19 protein-coding genes are annotated in these 19,251 nt (G+C 67.9%); 11 read left to right on the forward strand and 8 right to left on the reverse strand.

Annotated features, from left to right (window positions below; translation table 11 throughout):
- Positions 1–20: 20 nt before the first annotated feature.
- Both ACT54L_RS07275 and ACT54L_RS07280 read left to right on the forward strand, forming a co-directional pair.
- A complete protein-coding gene (locus tag ACT54L_RS07275) occupies positions 21–1,334 on the forward strand; it encodes an ABC transporter substrate-binding protein (protein WP_476084871.1) in 1,314 nt (437 codons plus the stop codon).
- A 119-nt stretch (positions 1,335–1,453) separates the two neighbouring features.
- The gene (locus ACT54L_RS07280) at positions 1,454–1,909 is read left to right on the forward strand and encodes a YccF domain-containing protein (protein ID WP_476084872.1); all 456 of its coding nucleotides are present in this window, start codon (positions 1,454–1,456) and stop codon (positions 1,907–1,909) included.
- 121 nt (positions 1,910–2,030) lie between these two features.
- On the opposite strand, the gene ACT54L_RS07285 is transcribed toward ACT54L_RS07280, so the two are convergent.
- The 3 genes from ACT54L_RS07285 to ACT54L_RS07295 form a co-directional block, all read right to left on the reverse strand.
- On the reverse strand, positions 2,031–2,666 hold the full coding sequence (locus ACT54L_RS07285) for an OmpA family protein (RefSeq protein ID WP_476084873.1): 636 nt from the start codon (positions 2,664–2,666) through the stop codon (positions 2,031–2,033).
- A 37-nt stretch (positions 2,667–2,703) separates the two neighbouring features.
- On the reverse strand, positions 2,704–3,123 hold the full coding sequence (locus ACT54L_RS07290; RefSeq protein WP_476084874.1) for a hypothetical protein: 420 nt from the start codon (positions 3,121–3,123) through the stop codon (positions 2,704–2,706).
- Positions 3,124–3,323: 200 nt separating this feature from the next.
- Positions 3,324–4,328: a helix-turn-helix domain-containing protein gene (locus tag ACT54L_RS07295; RefSeq protein WP_476084875.1), complete on the reverse strand. Its 1,005-nt coding sequence runs from the start codon at positions 4,326–4,328 to the stop codon at positions 3,324–3,326.
- Between the two features lie 94 nt (positions 4,329–4,422).
- On the opposite strand from ACT54L_RS07295, the gene ACT54L_RS07300 reads away from it, so the two are divergent.
- Complete coding sequence (locus ACT54L_RS07300; RefSeq protein WP_476084876.1) at positions 4,423–5,466, forward strand: AraC family transcriptional regulator; 1,044 nt, start codon at positions 4,423–4,425, stop codon at positions 5,464–5,466.
- A gap of 40 nt (positions 5,467–5,506) precedes the next feature.
- Here the strand turns inward: ACT54L_RS07300 and ACT54L_RS07305 are convergent, their stop codons facing one another.
- From ACT54L_RS07305 to ACT54L_RS07325, 5 genes are all read right to left on the reverse strand, one after another.
- Positions 5,507–6,715: an alpha/beta hydrolase family protein gene (locus ACT54L_RS07305; RefSeq protein ID WP_476084877.1), complete on the reverse strand. Its 1,209-nt coding sequence runs from the start codon at positions 6,713–6,715 to the stop codon at positions 5,507–5,509.
- Between the two features lie 163 nt (positions 6,716–6,878).
- Positions 6,879–7,274 (reverse strand): DUF2177 family protein, encoded by a 396-nt coding sequence (locus tag ACT54L_RS07310; RefSeq protein WP_476084878.1) that lies wholly within the window; start codon positions 7,272–7,274, stop codon positions 6,879–6,881.
- 89 nt (positions 7,275–7,363) lie between these two features.
- Entirely contained in the window at positions 7,364–8,170 is an 807-nt protein-coding gene (locus ACT54L_RS07315; protein WP_476084879.1) for a DUF1295 domain-containing protein, read from the reverse strand.
- A gap of 10 nt (positions 8,171–8,180) precedes the next feature.
- Positions 8,181–8,819 carry a cadmium/peroxide/UV radiation responsive anti-sigma factor ChrR gene (gene chrR, locus ACT54L_RS07320; protein ID WP_476084880.1) on the reverse strand — a complete coding sequence of 213 codons (639 nt, stop codon included), beginning with the start codon at positions 8,817–8,819 and terminating at the stop codon, positions 8,181–8,183.
- Positions 8,816–9,376: a sigma-70 family RNA polymerase sigma factor gene (locus ACT54L_RS07325; protein WP_476084881.1), complete on the reverse strand. Its 561-nt coding sequence runs from the start codon at positions 9,374–9,376 to the stop codon at positions 8,816–8,818. The genes chrR and ACT54L_RS07325 overlap by 4 nt, the downstream gene beginning before the upstream one ends.
- Before the next feature lie 191 nt (positions 9,377–9,567).
- Here ACT54L_RS07325 and ACT54L_RS07330 point away from each other — a divergent pair, with 191 nt between their 5' ends.
- The 8 genes from ACT54L_RS07330 to ACT54L_RS07365 all read left to right on the forward strand — a co-directional run bounded on the left by ACT54L_RS07330 (position 9,568) and on the right by ACT54L_RS07365 (position 19,248).
- On the forward strand, positions 9,568–10,908 hold the full coding sequence (locus tag ACT54L_RS07330) for an NAD(P)/FAD-dependent oxidoreductase (protein ID WP_476084882.1): 1,341 nt from the start codon (positions 9,568–9,570) through the stop codon (positions 10,906–10,908).
- Positions 10,905–11,714 (forward strand): DUF1365 domain-containing protein, encoded by an 810-nt coding sequence (locus ACT54L_RS07335; RefSeq protein ID WP_476084883.1) that lies wholly within the window; start codon positions 10,905–10,907, stop codon positions 11,712–11,714. Before ACT54L_RS07330 ends, ACT54L_RS07335 begins: the two co-directional genes overlap by 4 nt.
- The gene (locus ACT54L_RS07340; protein WP_476084884.1) at positions 11,711–12,976 is read left to right on the forward strand and encodes a class I SAM-dependent methyltransferase; all 1,266 of its coding nucleotides are present in this window, start codon (positions 11,711–11,713) and stop codon (positions 12,974–12,976) included. The genes ACT54L_RS07335 and ACT54L_RS07340 overlap by 4 nt, the downstream gene beginning before the upstream one ends.
- Before the next feature lie 55 nt (positions 12,977–13,031).
- Entirely contained in the window at positions 13,032–13,388 is a 357-nt protein-coding gene (locus ACT54L_RS07345) for a low affinity iron permease family protein (RefSeq protein ID WP_476084885.1), read from the forward strand.
- Between the two features lie 216 nt (positions 13,389–13,604).
- Complete coding sequence (locus tag ACT54L_RS07350) at positions 13,605–14,189, forward strand: GbsR/MarR family transcriptional regulator (protein ID WP_476084886.1); 585 nt, start codon at positions 13,605–13,607, stop codon at positions 14,187–14,189.
- A 5-nt stretch (positions 14,190–14,194) separates the two neighbouring features.
- The gene (gene cydD / locus ACT54L_RS07355) at positions 14,195–15,904 is read left to right on the forward strand and encodes a thiol reductant ABC exporter subunit CydD (protein WP_476084887.1); all 1,710 of its coding nucleotides are present in this window, start codon (positions 14,195–14,197) and stop codon (positions 15,902–15,904) included.
- Entirely contained in the window at positions 15,901–17,598 is a 1,698-nt protein-coding gene (cydC, locus tag ACT54L_RS07360) for a thiol reductant ABC exporter subunit CydC (RefSeq protein ID WP_476084888.1), read from the forward strand. Before cydD ends, cydC begins: the two co-directional genes overlap by 4 nt.
- A gap of 72 nt (positions 17,599–17,670) precedes the next feature.
- Positions 17,671–19,248, forward strand: a complete 1,578-nt coding sequence (locus ACT54L_RS07365; protein ID WP_476084889.1) for a cytochrome ubiquinol oxidase subunit I — start codon at positions 17,671–17,673, stop codon at positions 19,246–19,248.
- Positions 19,249–19,251 lie beyond the last annotated feature (3 nt).

Here is a 19,251-nt window from a genome sequence, read left to right on the forward strand (position 1 = left end):
CGCAACCTCCGGAGCGGATCATGACCCACATCAAGCCGAAGGCCGATGCGCCAGCCGTTCAGACCGGCCTTTCCCGCCGCAGCTTCCTCTCCCATGCGCTTGCCGGGGGCGTGGCCGCCGGCACCGCCTATCTCGGCCTCACCCGCGACCTCTATGCCCAGGCGAGCGGCCCCATCATCCTCGGCAATCATTGCGAGCTGACGGGCGGCTTTGCCTCCTGGGGCTATTGGCACGACAAAGCCGCCAAGGCCGCCGTGAAGCTCGTCAACGAACAGGGCGGAATTGCCGGGCGCAAGGTGGAGCTGGTGACGGAAGACACCGAATCCAACCCGGCGGTGGGCGTGCGCAAGCTGCGCTCGCTGATCGAACGCGGCGGGGCGAACTTCATCGTCGGCTCGGTGCATTCGGGCGTGATGCTGGCCTCCATCCCGGTCGCCACCGAACTGAAGACGGTTTATTTCTCCGCCGGCGAGGCCACCGAAGTCACCGGCTCCAAGGGCACCCGCTATTCCTTCCGCACCGGCACGGACACCTATGGCCTGGCCGCCGCCGGCGCGCCCTGGGCTTTCGAGAATCTCGGCAAGACCTGGACCATCATTTCGCCCGATTATGCCTGGGGCCACAGCCACTATCAGGAGCACAAGGCGGTCATCGAGAAATTGGGCGGCAAGGTGAACCCGCCCATCTTCGTGCCGCTGGACGCCAAGGACATGGTGCCCTACCTCGCCAAGATCCCACAGGACACGGAAGTCCTATTCTCGGTCTTCTTCGGCGCCCAGTCCATCGCCTTCTACACCCAGGCCAAGACCATGGGCCTGGAGAAGACCATGCGCATGTATTCCATCTGCGGCACCATGGAGGCCATCGCCCCCGCCGACCTTCAGGGCGCGGCGGAAGGGGTCTATCTGGTGGAGAACTTCCCCCGCATGTTGAAGTACAAGGACGATGAGTTCCACAAGCAGCACAACGTCATCATGGAGATCGACGATGTGGATGCCCGCGAGAAGACATCAAGCCGCGTAATGGCCAAGAGCCATGCCTGGCAGTCCTGGGAGAATGTCTTCGCGCTGAAGGAGGCCATCGAGAAGAGCGGCTGGAAGTCCAAGAAGGACGACCTCCTGGTCATCGAGGCGCTGGAGGGCCTGGAGATGGCCAATTCGCTGGGCCATCCGCAGGGCGCCAAGCTCCTGCGCAAGGAAGACCATTCCGGCATCATCGACTGCTACATCTCGCAGGTCGTGGACAACAAGTTCGAAGTCAAGAAGAAGGTCACCAAGGAAGAATTGCAGAAGGCCATGCCGCCGCGCGTGGACCTCGCAAAGATGCCGGCCTGAGCCTTCGCCTTCCCATGCGGCGGCGGGTGCCCCTTGCCCCTGCCGCCGTCCCCCCTGCCGCACTGGACCGGGGATGAGCACGCCCCTATGGTCGCGGCCGCAACAAAGGGGCCAAGGCCATGCGGATCGGTGCCAACATCCTGTGGTTCGTGCTGGGCGGCTGGGCCATGGCGCTCATGTGGTGGGCGGCGGCCGTGCTGATGGCCATCTCCATCGTCGGCCTGCCCTGGGCGCGGTCCTGCTGGGAAATCGGCCTCCTGAGCCTTGCCCCCTTCGGCCGCGAGGTCATCTCCCATGCGGAGTTGACGGGTCAGGAGAGCGGCGGGCTTGCCGCCGTGCGGCTCATCGCCAACATCCTGTGGCTGCCGCTGGGCCTCGTGCTGGCCATCGTGCATCTGGTGCATGCGGTGGCCATGTTCATCACCATCATCGGCATTCCCTTCGGCCTCCAGGATTTGAAGCTTGCCGGCCTCTCCCTCGCCCCGGTGGGCAAGCGCGTGGTGACGGTGGAACTGGCGGACGCCGCGCGGGCCGCCGGCGCGCGGGACCAGTTGGACCGCATCCGCCAGGGCTGAAGGCCGCGTCCCTTCTTGCGCAGAACGAAAAAGGCCCGCGGCATGCCGCGGGCCTTTTCCTTTAGAGCATTTCCTTCACCCGTTCCGGAGTTTGCGCCCCGGACGGGCGAAGATCCGCCGATCAGCGCGGCATGGGCACCTGGGCCGGCTGGGCGCCGCCGGCCACCGGGCCGATGTTGAAGATCTGCACGCGGCGGTTGATCGGATCATCCGGCTTGGCGGGGTTCTGAAGCGCCTCTTCGCCAAGGCCGATGGCCTCGAGCCGCGCAGGGCTGACGCGATAGACATTCACCAGTGCCTGGACGATGGCGTCCGCGCGCTCCTGGCTGAGCTTCAGATTATAGGGGCGCGACCCGGTGGCGTCCGTGTTGCCCACCACGGCGAAGCGATAGCCGCGCAGGATGGGGTCATGCAGGGCATCGGCGATGGCGCCGATGGCCGAGTAGGACTGGGGACGGATGATGTCCGAGTTCAGCGCGAACTGAATCTGGACCGTGATCTGCGCCAGAGAGAACAGCTTCCGGACCAGCTCGGGCTGGCTGACCGAATTGGTCTGGCCACCCTGCTTGGCGCTCTCGATGGCCCAGGTGCGCAGAGCCTGCGCGTCCACCGTGGGCGAATCCGAGGTGACGGCGTTCAGCCCCTGGACGATCTGGGCATAGGAGGTGTCGGTCTGCGCGGCAGCGGGGCCGGCAAGAGCGGCGGCGACAACGAGCGCGCTGGCGGTGCGCCCGACGGCGCGAAGGACGTACGACATGGATCGAGACTTTCCGTGAGCGTTTCGGGACGGGCCGTCAGTACCAGCCGGAATCGCGGAGCGACTGGAGGCAGGCGCCCTTGACCACCTTCTTGGCCTGCACCAGGCAATCGCGCAGCTGGCCATCGCCGAGCTGGACGCCGGGGCAGAACTCAGCGGCGGTGGCGGCGCACGTCTTGAAGATTTCCGACTGCGCGGCCACGCGCTTGGAGATGGAAGCCTGCACCGCGGCAAAGTCGGTGAAGCACTGCTGCGGCACGTTCGCCTTGTGGGAGTTCAGGCAGTCCATGATGGTACGGCTGCCAATATTTTCCTTGGCGCAATACTTCTCGATGGAGGGGCCGCAGCTCTTGGCGATCAGCGCGCCGGCCTCCGCATAGCTCATGGTCTGGGCGGACGCACCCGCGCTCAAACCGCCCGTCAAAGCCGCACCCACGGCGAACGCGGCAAGCCACATCCTTGGCGTCATGATTTTGCCCCTCTCTCGTCTCGACCGGCATCGGAACGTGATTGCCCCGGTGGTGCCAGCCATGGTCAAGCTCTGTCAGATCCAGAAGCGCCGCTCAACGCGACGCTTAGCCTTAAACGCCACTGTAGCCAAGTAGGCGCGCGAAGGCACTGGACATCCCCAAATAGCCAATATTTGTCAGGCGATCCCTAGGAACTGCGCAAGCTGGTGGGGGTGCGCGCCGTCCATCGCCGCACCGCGCGGGTGAAGCTTGCGGGCGAACCATAGCCCAGTTCCACCGCCACGTTGCGAATCGGCAGGGAGGTCTGGCGCAGCATGTCCAACGCCTGGCGCGCCCGTTCCTCCTCGATCAGCACCGACAGGCGCGTCTTTTCCTCCCCCAGGCGCCGCTGCAGCGTGCGCGGGCTCATGAAGGAAAGGCTGGCAATCTCCGCCAGGCTCGGCTCGCTCCCCGACATCAATTGCGGCAGCACCGCGCGGATGGAGCCCGCCAGCGTTCCATCGCCCCGCAGGCCCGCGCCCATCTCCGCCGCCGTCGCCTGCGTTTCGGAACCCGGCGCGGGACGGCGGGGATAGGGGCGATCCAGGACTGCCGCCGGCAGCGCCGCGATCAGGGACCGGTTGGCGGACACCTCGACCATAATCCCGAGATGGCCCGCCAATGGCGTAAAGCCGAGCTCCGGGTGCGGCACCATCTGCAGGCGGGACAAGATCGGGGCCGCCGGGCGGCCGCCGAACAGGGAGAGAATGGCCGCCACCTGCGCCTGCTGCATGTAGAACAGGCTCTCATCGTCCACCGGCACGCGGAAGACATGGCGCAATGTCCCCTGCTGCGGCTCAGAGGAAAAGGTGAGCATTTCGTGCGAGCTGAGATGCAGATGGGACCGTGCGATCTTCAGGCACGCCTCGCGCGGGGTGCGGGCGGTGGCGTGGACACGGCCGACGAAGCCCAGCGCCTCGACGCCGCCGTGGCGCACGGCACGAAAGGCAAAGTCGGGCCCCTCCAGCCGGCTCAGCGCGCGCACCAGCCGGATGCAGGATAGAAGCGGGATCGGCAGACCGGGATCGGTGAAGCAGGCGGCGGAGAGGCCATTGTCCTGAAGGCAATGATCCACCGACCGGCCATGATCCTTGAGCCAAAGCAGGAACGGGCGGATCGCGGCAGCACGGACCAGAGGAAGCAGTGTCGTCATTTCATCCAGGGCGATGGGGTAAAGGGGAAAGCTTTGCCGCGGACCTTAGGCGTGTTAGGCACAGCCCGTTTTCCATTTCACGCCAAAGAGCATCATGGGAAAGCCCGACCGGGTGGCAATTCAAAGGGTCAGCCCCGGCGGGGCGTTGCCCGGTCTTTTGCGCGAGTGGGGCGTTGATCCTGCGCCTCTGTTCGACGGGCTGAGCTTCGGCGTCGAGGACCTGGTCAGCTCGGCGAGCGTGCCGTTCACCGACGCGGTAACGCTGCTCGATCGCTGCGCCAGGACCACCGGGCTGCCGGAATTCGGCCTCCATCTCGGTCTCCTGAACGACCATCGGTGCCTCGGACCGCTGGGCGACTTGATGGACACCGCCGCAACCCTGGGCCAGGCGCTGGCCGACAATGTGGGACACCAGAGCGCCTATTCCAGCGCTGCCTGCACCTATCTCATCCCCATCGGGGACCGGTTCGCGTTCGGCTTCGGCGTCTATGACCGGCACCTGCCGGGGGCTGACCAGATCTACGCCATCTTCGCCGGCACCGCCGCGAACAAGGTGCGCCGCATCAGCGGCCGGCCGGACTTGCCCATCGAGGTCCTGCTCTCCTTCGCCCCGCCGCCCCAGCCCGGGCGCTTCGAGCAGCTGCTGCGCGCGCCCGTGCGCTTCAACCAGCCCTTGTCCTGCATCATGCTGGCACCGGATGCCCTCGCCATCCGCAATCCCAATGCGGACACGGCCAGCCGACCGCTCGTTCTGGAGCGTGTGCGGCGGATGCTGCGACGTGACGACATGTCGGTGACCAGCCGCCTGCGCCACCAGTTGCGCCCCTCGCTGAGCCTGGGCGAAACCAGCCTCGTGGAGGCTGCCCGGCACCTCGGCCTCTCCCCCCGTTCGCTGGTCCGTCATTTGCAAGCGGATGGCACCACGTTCCAGCGCGAGCGAGACGAAGTGCGCCATGTGATGGCCTGCGAATTGCTGGCGCTGACAGAATTGCAGATCGGCGAGATCGCGCTGGCGCTGTCCTATGCCAACCATTCCGGTTTTGCCCGCAGCTTCCTGCGCTGGAGCGGGGAGAGCCCCTCCGCGTGGCGGGCCCAAAATACCCCGCAGCGGGCGCAGGCAGACCCTATCCCGGGCTAGGCGCGGATGTTGGCACCCGGACCCCACCGGATCGCACCGCCTATTTTCCATCGAACCAGGACTTCCAGGCGATGATGGCGGTGGCATAGGTGCCGCGATGGGTGGTGGGGCCGGCGGAAATGGCCTCCACCTGCCCGTTGCCGGCGCCCATGGCCGCCTGCCAGGTCATGGCGAGGCGCCCGAGCCCCGGCGTGATGACCTCGTCCGCCTCGCCGTAATAATTGCGAACGGGCGTGCGGATGACCCAGCGATAGGCGGTCAGGTCCTTGAGGATGCGCCCATAGGCGGAATCGGCGAAGAATTTTGCGTCGAAATAGGCCGGCTGGATCAGCTTGTGCAGGTCGGTGGGGATCTTGGCCGGGTCGAACGGGCGGTTTTCATAGGCGGCGCGGGCCTCCGCATAGACCTCGTCGGTCAGGAGGGAGCGGGCCAGGCCCGGCAGCCCGTAATAGGTCTCGAACGAGAAGGCGGTGAGGATGAAGAGGCTGTTGACCCAGCCCGCATCGATCTTGCGCGGAAACTGAAGAAACCCGTTCATCACCAGGAAGCCGTCCAGCGGCGCGCTGGCGGTGGCGACGGCGGTGACCGGCACGCCCGAAGCCTCCAGCTTCTCCAGGAAGGCCATGGTGACGAAGCCGCCTTGCGACCAGCCGCCCAGGAACAGCTTGGGCGTTTCGATCTTCAGGGCGGCGAGCACCGCCCGGGACGCGCCGAGCATGTCGAAGGTGGCCTGCTGGTGGCTGGCTTTCACCAGATAGCCCTGCGGGTCGGTGGCGAGCCCCATGCCGAAATAGTCCGCACCGATCACCACATAGCCCTGCCCTGCAAACTGGGCGAGGACGAGCTGCGTCTCCGGCGACTGATCGGGGAAGGAGGGCACCTCGTCTTTCCCGTAGACGGTGCCGTGCTGGTAGGACAGCAGCGGGAAGCTGGCCGCCCCGCCATCGGGAATGGCCAGGAGCCCGGAGGCCTGCGTCGGCCGGTTGCCCTGCTCGGGAATGACCGAGCCATAGGTAACGCGATAGAGCGTCACCCCCGTGCGGGCGGGCGTATAGGCGGGCGAGAGACCGAAGAACCGGGGTGCGTCGGTGGTCAGCACCTGGTTGAGGCGGGCGGCGTCCCAGTGGCCGATACGCTCATAGCGCACGCCGGACCCCACTTCGCCGCGCTCCGGCAGCGCGTCCGCTGCCCAGACCGGCCCGGCGGCGGCAAGAAGGAAGGCCAAGATGACGGCACACAGATGGGACACGGGCAGCCTCCTGCGGATGGACGCGGGATCATGCGTCTCGTCGCGCCGCCGCGACCTCTCACCCAAAGCCGCAGCGCGCGGATCATTGTCGGTGTGGCGTGTCGGGCAAAAGGGGGCTGAAATAATATTACAGGCCTTGCCAAGGCCCGGATCGTCTCGTCGTTCAGCTGAAATGCGCCATGATTCGCGCCGCCAGGGCGGCAGCCACCGCGCTCGCCACCACACCCCAGGCCATGTCGACACCTGCCAGCGTCACCGTCCAGCGGTTGAGGGTGGCCAGATTGGTCAGATTATAGGTCCCGTAGCAGAACAGGCCGAACAGCGCGCCGCCCGTCAGGCCGGCGACCCATCCGTCCTTCAGGCCGGGCCAGGTGCCGGCCCAGCACAGGCCGGCCGTGTAGAGCAGATAGAAGACCACCGCCGGCGCCATGCGGAAGGGCTCCGCCAGGATGTCGCCGAGGATGGACTTGTAGAAGCGCGCGCCCATGCTGCCGAGCCATACGGCGTCGGCGGCCAGGAACAGGACGAGGGTCAGGACATAGGAAAAGGCCAGGGCCATGGGCGTTCCAAGCATTCGGCCGCCCCCGCGGCCCTCTCTTCCGAAACGCCGCGGCGCCCGGCTTGGATCACCGCCCCGGCCGACGCCGCTCAGGATGCGCGGGGCGGGCGGGGGAAGAAGGCCGGCACGCGGGCCCGGTAGGCCTCAAAGCGCGCGCCATAGCGGCGGGCCATGTGGGCCTCCAGCGGCGGGATGCCGGACACCGCGATCAGCAGCCAGGCCATGAAGGCCGGCCCCACCAGCGCCAGCCAGCCTTGCGGATAGCCGCCCGAAAGGGAGATGGCGAAGACCGGAAAGGCGCACCACACCAGCCATTCAAAAAAGTAATTGGGATGGCGCGACCAGGCCCACAAGCCCGCATCGCACACTTTGCCCGTGTTGGCGGGATCGGACTTGAAACGCCGCAGGCTCTCGTCCGCCGCCCCCTCCCCGATCACGGCGGCGATGAGAATGACCACGCCGATGCCGTCCTGGAGGGTGAGGCCGGGCGTGGGATTACGCGCCGCCAGCAGCACGCAGGCCACCAGGAGAAGGCCCGCGGCCGCCTGGATCATCAGGAACCAGAACAGGCGGGATTGGAAGCTTGCGCCCCATTCCGAGCGGAACCAAGCATAGCGCGGGTCTTCCGGCCCGCCGAAGCTGCGCGCGCCGATGTGCAAGGCCAGCCGCGTGCCCCAGGCGGCCACCAGGAGCGCCACCAGCAGCTGGCGGCCGGTCATCTCGCCGTCGGCCCCCGCCGGCACCAGCGCCACCGCGATGCCGGCGATGCCGACGCCGGCCGACCAGAAGGCATCGGAGACGCCCGCATTGCCGGTGACGCGCTGGGTCCCCCATGCGGCCGACATGACCAAGGCCAGGAACAGGCCGGCGCCGAGGAGCAGCAGGAGAATGGTCACGGCCGCGCCCTCACAGGCGCACGAAGGGCCGCATCAGCCAGCCGAAGGGACCGGACGGCTGGATCTGCCCCTCCAGCGCGATGAGGCAGATGCAGGGATCGTCGGAATTGACCACCGGGCGATGGTCCACCGCCTCGTCGGCCTCCTCGAAGTCGCCGGGTCCGAACGTACCGCTTTCGTCCTCGTAAGACCCGGACAGCACGCAGGTATATTCGCTGCCCGCATGGCTGTGCTGGGGCATCTTGCAGCCCGGCGCGATCTTCAGGAGGAACGCGCGGCTGCCTCCGTCGGACGGCACCAGCACGTTGCGGGCGGTCACCCCCGGCCCCATCCACCGCCAGCGCCCGAGCGGCAGATGGCGAAGGGAGGCCGGCAGTTCCGGCATGTCATTGGCCGGCGGCGCCACCTGCACCGCGCCGCCGTCGCTGTCGATGCGGGCGAGCGCACGGGACAGGGCATCGCCAGACATGTCCTCCTGCGGCAACTCCTCCAGCAGATGCCCGCCCAGGTGGGACAGGCGTCGCACCCAGGTGCGACTGTCCTCGCACAAGGCCAGGTGGGCGGAGACCACCACCGCTTCCGGCGTCTTGAGCGCCCCGGCGGCATAGGAGAGCAGCGTCTCTTCGCTGGGCATGTGGCGCACGTTCATGACAGGTCCCCCAGAAGGCTCCGCAGCCGCGTCATGGCCAGACGCATCCGCGATTTGACCGTGCCGAGGGGCAGGCCGAGGTCTTTGGCGATCTCCGCATGGGCTTTTTCCTGGAAGAAAGACAGGCGCACCACCTCGGCCTGCTCGCGGGGCAAGGTCTGGAGGGCGGTGCGGATACGCCCGGCCGCGGTGGAGGCGAACAGCACGTCGTCCGGCCGGGCGGGGGGATCGGGAATGTCGGACAGGTCAATGTCGGGAATGCCGCGCGCATCGCGCCGCAGGCTGTCGATGCGCAGGTTTCGGGCGATGGTGAAGATCCAGGCGGACGCCCCCGCCCGTGCGGGGTCATACAGCTCTGCCTTCCGCCAGACGGTCAGCATGGCCTCCTGGGCGAAATCCTCCGCCGCCGCGGCGCTCGCTCCGGCCCGCATGAGCCAGGATTTGAGCCGCGGCGCGAAATGCTGGAACAATTGGGCGAAGGCCTCGCGATCGCGGCCCTGGGCGATGGCCACGATAAGGCGCCCATAAGGATCCGTAGCCTCGGGAGGTGAGGTCACGGTGCCGACCACGGCGGGAGGGTGGATCGCGTTCTCATTCATCGCCCTTGTAAACGGAAGCTCGGCATGGGTGGATCACCGTCGAGATCACCTCCCGGTGAAAATATCGCAGCCCCCATTACCGGCCCGGGTCATCCAATCGGAGCTTCGTCGCGTAAATGTAGGGCAAGTCGAGACTGGAGCGTGAAATTATGAGCGAAGCCGAGCGAAACCGCCCCCTGCGCATTGCCGTTGTGGGGTCCGGCATTTCGGGGCTTTCCGCCGCCTGGCTGCTGGCCCGACGGCATGATGTCACACTCTATGAGCGGGCCGAGCGGCTGGGCGGCCATTCCAACACCGTGCTGGTGGAGGAGGCGGGCACCGCCAAGCCGGTGGATACGGGCTTCATCGTCTTCAACACCCCCACCTATCCCAATCTCACCGCCTTGTTCGCCCATCTGGGCGTGGAGACGCGCGAGACCGACATGTCGTTCAGCGCCTCTCTGCGCGGCGGCAAGCTGGAATATTCCGGCAATGGCCTCGCCGGCCTTTTCGCGCAGAAGCGCAACCTTCTGGCGCCCCGCCACTGGGGCATGCTGCGCGACCTCCTGCGCTTCTATCGCGAGGCTCCCGCCGATCTCGGCAAGCTGGCCGATCCCTCGCTCTCGCTGGGCGACTATCTCGCCCTGAAGGGCTATGGGGCGGCGCTGCGCGACGACCATCTTCTGCCCATGGCGGCGGCCATCTGGTCGACCCCCGCGCGCCGCATGCTGGATTATCCCGCCTCCGCCTTCGTGCGCTTCTGCACCAATCACGGCCTGCTTCAGGTGCGCAACCGGCCGATCTGGCGCACCGTGGTGGGCGGCAGCCGCACCTATGTGGAGAAGATGGCGGCCCAGATGCCGAACGTCGCGCGCCTCGGCCGCCCGGTGACCGCGGTGGAGCGGTCCGAAGGTTTCGTGCGGGTGCGCGATGCCGGCGGCGGCGCGGAGACCTATGACCATGTGGTGCTCGCCTGCCACGGCGACGAGGCGCTCGCTTTGCTGAAGGACGCGGACGGGCCCGAGAACGCGCTGCTGTCCGCCTTCAAGTACGACACCAACCTCGCCGTCCTGCATTCGGACGAGGAGCTCATGCCCAAGCGACGCTCGGTCTGGTCCGCCTGGAACTATATGGAGCAGGACGGCCATCTGTGCGTGACCTATTGGATGAACAAGCTCCAGCACATCGAGGGGCGCCCGCTGTTCGTCACCTTGAATCCGCCGCGCCCGCCGCGCGCGGGCACGCTGCTGCATTCCGAGCTCTACGCCCATCCCCAGTTCGATGCCGCCGCCATCAAGGCGCAGCGGGCCATCTGGTCGCTGCAGGGGCGCCGGCGCACCTGGTTCTGCGGCGCCCATTTCGGCGCCGGCTTCCATGAGGATGGGCTGCAATCGGGCCTGGCTGTGGCCGAGGCGCTGGGCGGCGTGCGCCGGCCCTGGCGGGTGGCGGACGAGAATGGCCGCATCCATGTCAATCCGATGCGCATCGAAGGCCGGGAGCGGGCGGCGTGACCCCTCCCGCCGCCCTTTATCGCGGCATCGTCACCCATGCCCGCACCCGCCCGGCCGCGCACAGCCTGCGCTACCGCACCTTCCATGTGCTGCTGGACCTCGACCGCATCGACGAGGCCGCCGCCGCCTCCCGCGTCTTCTCCCGCAACCGCTTCAACCTCCTGTCCTTCCACGACAAAGACCATGGCTCGGGCTCCGGCACGGACCTGAAGGGGGAGGTGATGGCGCATCTCGACCGCGCCGGCATCGACCTGGAGGGCGGCCCCATCCGCATCCTGACCATGCCGCGGGTGCTGGGCTATGTGTTCAATCCGCTGTCCGTCTATTTCTGCCACCATCGGGACGGGCTGCTGAAGGCGGTGCTCTACGAGGTGTCCAACACGTTTGGCCAGCGCCATTCCTATCTCCTGCCGGTGGAGCCGGAGGAGGCGGCGGCCGGCGCGGTGCGGCAGAGCGTGGACAAAGGCTTTTACGTCTCGCCCTTCCTGGACATGGAGATGGCCTATCATTTCCGCGTGCGTCCGCCGGAAGAGACGGTGAAGGTAGATATATCCTGCCGCGACAAAGCAGGGGTCATCCTGCATGCTTGCCTTGCGGCCGAGCGGCGCAGTTTTGATGATTTTTCCCTTTGGCAAGCGTGCCTGTCTCATCCCATGATGACGCTGAAGGTCATCCTTGGCATCCATTGGGAAGCCCTTCTCATCTGGGTCAAGGGGAACGGCCTGACACGGCGCCCACCCGCGCCGGCAGAGGCGGTGACGATCCGCACGGGGGCGGGACAAGGCGCGTCGAGGGAGGGACTATGACGATTCAAGATCGCGGCCCCCTGTCCTGGGAGACGCCTTCATCGCCGGCCCGTGCGTGCCAGGGCCATGCGTCGACACCCCATTCAGCCCCGATGTTCGACCTCGCCGGCCCGCTTTTGGGCGCGGCCCTCGCCAATCTGGCGTGCGGCCGGCTGGTGGTGGAACTGCCCTCCGGCCAGCGGGTGGAGCGCACCGCGCCGCTCGACGGGCCGGACGCCCTGATGCGCGTCCATGACTGGAAGGCGCTGCGCCGGGTGGCAACCGCCGGCTCCATCGGCTTTGCGGAAGGCTATATGGAGGGGGAATGGACCACCCCCAACCTGCCCGCCCTCATCGAGCTGATGGCGGTGAATGCCGATCAGATCGGCCAGACCTGGTTCGGCTCCCGCCTCTCGCGCATGATGGAGCGCCTGCGTCACTGGGCGCGGTCGAACACCAAGCGCGGTAGCCGGCGCAACATCGCCTTCCATTATGACCTCGGCAATGACTTCTACGCCCTGTGGCTGGACCGGGGCATGCAATATTCGTCCGCCCTCTTCGCGGAAGGCGACGACCTGGAGGCGGCGCAGGCCCGCAAGCTCGACGCCATCGTGGAACGCCTCGCGCTGGAGGGCGGGGAGGACGTGCTGGAAATCGGCTTCGGCTGGGGCGCGGTGGCCGAGCGGCTCGCCCGCGACCACGGCGCCCGCATAGTCGGCCTCACCCTCTCGGAGCGCCAGTTGGAATATGCGGCGGCGCGGCTGAAGGGCCAGGGCCTGTCCGCCGACCTGCGGCTCCAGGATTATCGCGACTGCGGCGGCGCGTTTGACCGCATCGTGTCCATCGAGATGATCGAGGCGGTGGGCGAGCGCTATTGGCCGGTCTATTTCGCCAGCCTGCGCGAGCGGCTGAAAGCGGGCGGCCGGGCGGTGATCCAGGCCATCACCATCGAGGAGCGCCGCTATGAGGACTACCGGCGCGAACCCGATTTCATCCAGCGCTACATCTTCCCCGGCGGCATGCTGCCGACGCCTGCCATCATGCAGCGGGAGGTGGAGGCGGCGGGCCTGAAGCTGATCGGCCATGACGCCTTCGGCCTGAGCTATGCCAAGACCCTCGCCGCCTGGCGCGAGCGCTTCCAGGCCGCCTGGGCGGAGGTGGCGCCACTCGGCTTCGACGAGCGCTTCCGGCGCATGTGGGACTATTACCTTGCCTATTGCGAGGGCGGGTTCCGGGCCGGCGCCATTGATGTGGGGCTCTACACCATCGCCAAGCCGGCCTGAACTTTTGGCAAGCGCGAGCGGAACCGCTGGCCCCCGGCCGCGTTTCCGCTTTCGCATGGACAAGCCCCACCACCATATCCTCACCGCCATCGGCACATGGCTCGCCCGCCCCGAGGCCAATCTCGTGGTGGTGGCCTATACGGTGGCCTGGATCATCTTCCAGCCCGAGACGCTGGACTGGCACGGCGCGGTCACCGTGCTCACCTTGCTGATGACGCTGTTCATCCTGCGCGTGGACCATCGCGACACCCAGGCCATCCACGCCAAGCTCGACGAATTGCTGCGCGTCCACGAGCGGGCGCGCGACCATATCGCGGACCTCGACGAGGAAGAGCCCGAGACCATCGAGCGGGTGCGGGATGCCGAGCAAAAGGGCGCCCCGGGCGCGGACGAGGTGCGCGCCTTGCGCTGAGCAGTCATACCAAAGACGGAGAAGGCCAAGCCGTCGCCCCCGCCTGCGACGTTTCCTCCCAACATATTGATTTCCTGAGAAAAGCTCGACCAGGGCCGCGCCCCGCCCCACCGATGCATGGCGGTGGGAGAGGGCACGCGCGCTCTTGTCGCCTGCGACTGTTGCGCCTATAGATTTCAGTAATTTCTGAAATTACCGCGACGACAGAAGCCAGCCATGAACCTTCCGCCGCTGACCCAGGCTTTCGTGCTCCATTTCGGCGAGATGGGCAGCCGGTGGGGCATCAACCGCACCGTGGGGCAGATCTACGCCCTGCTTTATGTGTCTCCGGCCCCGCTCTGCGCCGAGCAGATCGTGGAGGCGCTGGGCATTTCCCGCTCCAACGTCTCCATGAGCCTGAAGGAGCTTCAGGGCTGGAACCTCGTCCTCTTGCGGCATCTGCCGGACGACCGGCGCGATTTCTTCACCACGCCCGACGACATCTGGCTGATTCTGCGCACCCTGGCAGAAGAGCGCAAGAAACGGGAGGTGGACCCCACCCTTTCCGTGCTGCGCGAAATCCTCATGCAGACGCCCTCGACCCCGGACGACATCTTCGCCCAGGAACGCATGGCGCAGATGCACCAGATGATCGAGCGGCTGACCACCTGGTACGACGACGTGAAGAAGCTGGAGACGGCGCGCCTCGCCGCTTTGCTCTCGCTGGGGGCCAAGGTCACACGGTTGTTGGAGGCCAAGGACAAGGTGGTCTCCCTCACCCGTCCGCGCCGCCGTGCGCCCTCGTCCAAGCCTGAGGAGTGAGCCCCGTGCCCGGCCACCGCGCCCGCGCGCCGTCCGATCCTGCCCCCCGCGCGCTGAAGGCAGGCGCCCTGCTCCAGGCAGGGGCGGCGCTGGTCTGGATTCCCCAAGCCGCCCTCATCGCCCATGCGGTGGATCGCGTGGCGCGTGGTGATGTCCAGGCTTCCATCCTCCCCGTGGCGCTGGGCGTCCTCGCGCTCGGCCTGCTGCGGGCGGGGCTGGACGCTGCCGGCACGCGCCTCGCCTTCGGCGCGGCCCGCGCCGAAGTGAGCGCGCTGCGCGGCCATACGGTGACGGCGCTGGCCACCACCTCCCCCCTGGACGGGCAACGCGTGGTCTCTGGCCGGGCGGCAAGCCTGATCGCCGAGCAGGCGGAGGCCGTGCTGCCCTATCGGTCCCGCTTCCTGCCCGCCCGCATGAAGGCGACCCTGGTCCCCCTCGTCCTGCTGGCCGCAGTGGCCGCGGTCTCGTGGGCGGCGGCGCTGGTGCTGCTGGTGGCGGCGCCGCTCATTCCCGTCTTCATGGCGCTGGTGGGCTGGCGGGCGAAGGCGGCAAGCGAGGCGCAGTTGCAGGAAATGGGCGGCATGAATGCCTTCCTGCTGGACCGGCTGCGCGGCCTTGCCACCATCCGCACGCTGGGCGCGGTGGAGGCGACGGCCCTGCGCCTGCGGGCCAGCGCACAAGACCTGCGCGCGCGCACCATGGCGGTGCTGCGGATCGCTTTCCTGTCCTCTGCGGTGCTGGAGCTGTTCTCGGCGCTCGGGGTGGCCATGGTGGCTGTTTATGTGGGCTTCCACCTCCTGGGCACGCTGGAGTTCGGCGCCTGGGGCGGGCAGATGAGCCTTGGCGAAGGCCTGTTCGTGCTCATGCTGGCCCCCGCCTTCTTCGAGCCGCTGCGCGAACTGTCGGCGGTCTGGCACGACCGTGCCGCCGGCCAGGCCGCGGAGGAGGCCCTGAAGGGGGTGGATGCCCCCCGGGTGCCCCTGCCCGGCGCCCTTGCCCGTCCCGCCCCCTTCGCCAATGCGGCGGGCGCCCCGGACGTGGTGTTGGAAGCCCTGCGTTTTTCGCATGGTGATGAAGCCGCCGTGCTGGAGCACTTCGACCTGGTCGTGGCCCCCGGCGAACGGGTGGCGATCCTCGGACCAAGCGGATCTGGCAAGTCTACCCTCCTGTCGCTGATTGCCGCACTTGCCCCTGCGGACGCCGGCATCGTGCGCATAGGCGGTATCCCGATGACGGAAGAAACTGCGACAAATTTGCGCTCGCGCATATCCTGGATCGGGCAGCGCCCGCATTTCTTCGCCCGTTCTTTGAAGGCCAACATCACCATGGGACGCACCGGACTGAGCGAGGAGGCGACGCGTACGGCGATGCGATTCGCCGCACTCGATGCCGTCGCGCAGGCCCATGGCGGCATGGCGGGCACGCTGATCGGTGAAAGCGGAGCTGGTCTGTCCGGCGGCGAAGCGCTGCGCCTTGCCCTGGCCCGCGCCGCTGCCGCGCCCCATGCGGACCTGATCCTGGCGGACGAACCCACCGCGCACCTTGACGCCGCCACCGCCGCGCAGGTGACGGACGGGCTTCTGACCCTCGCCCAGGGCCGCACGCTGATCGTCGCGACCCACGACCCCGATCTGGCCGCGCGCATGGACCGCATCGTCCATCTGGCGGAGGATGGGGGGACCCGCCGGCCCCAAGCCCGGGAGTGCCGGGCATGAACCGCGTCCGGTCCTTCGCCCCGCTCCGGCCGGTGCTCGCGCTTTTCCTGACGCAGCATCGCGGGCGCATCCTCGCCGGCATGGCGCTCGCCGCCGTGACCATCCTGGCGGGCGTCGCCTTGCTCGGCGTGTCCGGCTGGTTCATCACCGCCACCGCCATTGCGGGCCTGTCCGCGGCCACCGCACTGACCTTTGACGTATTCGCCCCGGCCGCCGCCATCCGCTTCCTGGCGCTGGCCCGCACCGCCGCGCGCTATGGCGAGCGGCTCGTTACCCATGATGCCACGCTGGCCGTGCTGGCGGACCTGCGCGAGCGCCTGTTCCGCGGCTGGGCGGGCCCCGGCGCCGCCCGCCAATTGCTGGCCCGCCCCGCCAAGCTGCTGTTCCGGCTCACCGCCGACATTGACGCCCTGGATTCTCTCTATTTGCGGGTGATGGTCCCCGCCGCCGCCGCCGCTGCGGTGACACTGGCGGCGGGGGTGGCCCTCGGCCTCCTGTCGCCCGCCCTGGGGCTGGCCTTCGCCATGGTGATGCTGGTGGGCGGGTTCGGCCTGTTCGCCCTGACCGCCCGCGCGGCGCAACCGGTGGCCCGGCGGCGGGCCTATGGGGTGGAAGCCCTGCGCGCCCGAACGGTGGATCTGGTGGCCGGGCAAACGGAACTGGCCATGGCTGGCCGCCTCGCCGACCAGACGGCGGCGGTGATGGACGCCGATCGCCGCCTCGCCGAGGCCGACGACGCCCTCAACCGCCTGGAGGCCCGCGTTACAGCCGGCTATGGCGTCCTGTCCGCCCTGCTCCTGGCCGGACTGCTCCTCGCCACGTTCTGGCTCGCGCAGGCCGGGCGCCTGACCGCCCCGCTCATGGCCATGGCCCTGCTGCTGGCACTCGGTGCGCTGGAGCCGTTCAGCGCGCTGCGGCGCGGCGCGCTGGAGTTGGGGCGGACCGTGCTCGCCGCCCGGCGCATCGGCCCCCGCTTGACGCCGGATGCCCCCCTTCCCCGTCCCGCCATGCCGCCCGCCGGCATGGCGGTCCAGGCCAATGGCCTCTCCTTCCGCCATCCCGGCGCGGCGCAAGACGTGCTCATGGACATCTGCCTGACGGTGGAGCGGGGCGCGCGCATCGCGGTGGTGGGGCCGAGCGGGGCTGGCAAGTCCACCCTCCTCGCCCTGATGGCGGGCGAACTCACCCCGACCGCCGGCCTGCTGCAGGCCGAGCCCGCCACCCTGCTCACCCAGCGGACGGAACTGTTCGAGGATACCATCGCCGGCAACCTGCGCCTGGCCGCGCCGGAAAAAGACAATTCCGCACTGTTGAATGCACTTGACGCAGCGGGACTTGCGGCGGACGTTTCCAGACTGAGGCTCGGCCTCGAGACCCGGCTGGGAGAAGGCGGGCTCGGGCTTTCCGGCGGTCAGGGACGCCGCCTCGCGCTGGCCCGGCTGCTGCTGCGGGACACCCCGCTGTGGCTGCTGGACGAGCCGACGGAAGGGCTGGACGCCGCCACCGCGGCGGACGTGCTGACACGATTAAGGGAGCAGGCGGGCGGCCGCGCGCTGGTGGTCGCCACGCATATCAGACGCGAGGCCGAACTCGCCGACCAGATCATCATCATGGACAACGGACGGATCACAGCACGGTTGCGACGCGGAGGCCCTGGCTTTGCCACGGCGCTCGGCGGCTTGCGCCCGGACTGAGCCGCCCCTTCAACCCGCCCGATCCGGGCGAACCGAGACGAGAGGAGGGCCGGCCGCCCGCCGGCGAGGACCATGGAACTGAATGTCGTCGACCTATCGCGCCTGCAATTTGCAATGACGGCGCTCTATCACTTCCTGTTCGTTCCCTTGACGCTCGGCCTGTCCATCCTGCTGGCCATCATGGAGACGGTCTATGTCATGACCGGCCGCGTGATCTGGCGGCAGATGACCAAGTTCTGGGGCACGCTGTTCGGCATCAACTTCGTGCTGGGCGTGGCCACCGGCATCGTCATGGAATTCCAGTTCGGCATGAACTGGAGCTATTACAGCCATTATGTGGGCGACATCTTCGGCGCGCCGCTGGCCATCGAAGGCCTGATGGCCTTCTTCCTGGAAGCGACCTTCGTCGGCCTCTTCTTCTTCGGCTGGGACCGCATGTCCAAGGTGGGGCACCTGGCCGCCACTTGGTGCGTGGCGCTCGGCTCCAACCTTTCCGCGCTCTGGATCCTCATCGCCAATGGCTGGATGCAGAACCCGGTGGGCGCGGCCTTCAACCCGCAGACCATGCGCATGGAAGTGGCGAGCTTCTATGACGTGCTGTTCAATCCGGTGGCTCAGGCCAAGTTCGTGCACACGGTTTCCGCCGGCTATGTGGTGGCCTCCATGTTCGTGCTCGGCGTCTCCGCCTGGTACATGCTGAAGGGCCGGCACATGGAGATCGCCAAGCGCTCCATGACGGTGGCCGCCTCCTTCGGCCTCGCCGCCGCCCTCTCCGTGGTGGTGCTGGGCGACGAGAGCGGCTACCTGACCACCGAGCATCAGAAGATGAAGCTCGCGGCCATGGAAGGCACCTGGCACACTGAGCCCGCGCCGGCGCCCTTCGTCGTGGTCGGCTTCCCCGACCAGAAGGCCCGCACCAATTATTACGCCGTGGAGATCCCCTGGGTCGGCGGCCTCATCGACACCCGCTCGCTGGACACGCCCGTCGTGGGCATCACCGAGCTGGCGGACCGCGCCAAGGGTCACATTGCCCGCGGCGTGATCGCCTATGACGCCCTCCAGAAGATCCGGGCGCTCGGCAACCAGCCGGTGCCGGCGGACCTGAAGAAGGCGTTCGAGGACAATAGCGACGTGCTCGGCTATGCGCTTCTGCTGAAGAAGTATGTGGACGATCCGCGCACGGCGACGCCCGAGCAGATCGACAAGGCGGCCTGGGACACGGTGCCGGAAGTGGCGCCCCTGTTCTGGATCTTCCGGGTGATGGTGGGACTTGGCTTCTACTTCATCCTCTTCTTCTCGGTCTTCTTCTTCCTCTCCGCACGGCGGCAGCTCACCCGCTTCCCGCTGCTGCTGAAGCTCGCGGTGATCTCCATCCCGCTGCCCTGGATCGCGGCGGAGTCCGGCTGGTTCATCGCCGAGTTCGGCCGCCAGCCCTGGATCATCGAGGGCGTGCTGCCCACCGCCTCGGCGGTGTCGCGGCTCGGCGCCGCGACGGTGCTGCTGACCATCTGCGGCTTCGCGCTGATCTACACCGTGCTGTTCATCATCGAGATGACCCTGATGCTGCGGGCCATCCAGAAGGGGCCGCAGCCGGATCCCCAGCCGGAAGCCGGCCTCCTCACCCCTCCCGTTCTCGCGCCTGCGGAGTGACCT

Source organism: Aquabacter sp. DMC10 (assembly GCF_056314145.1).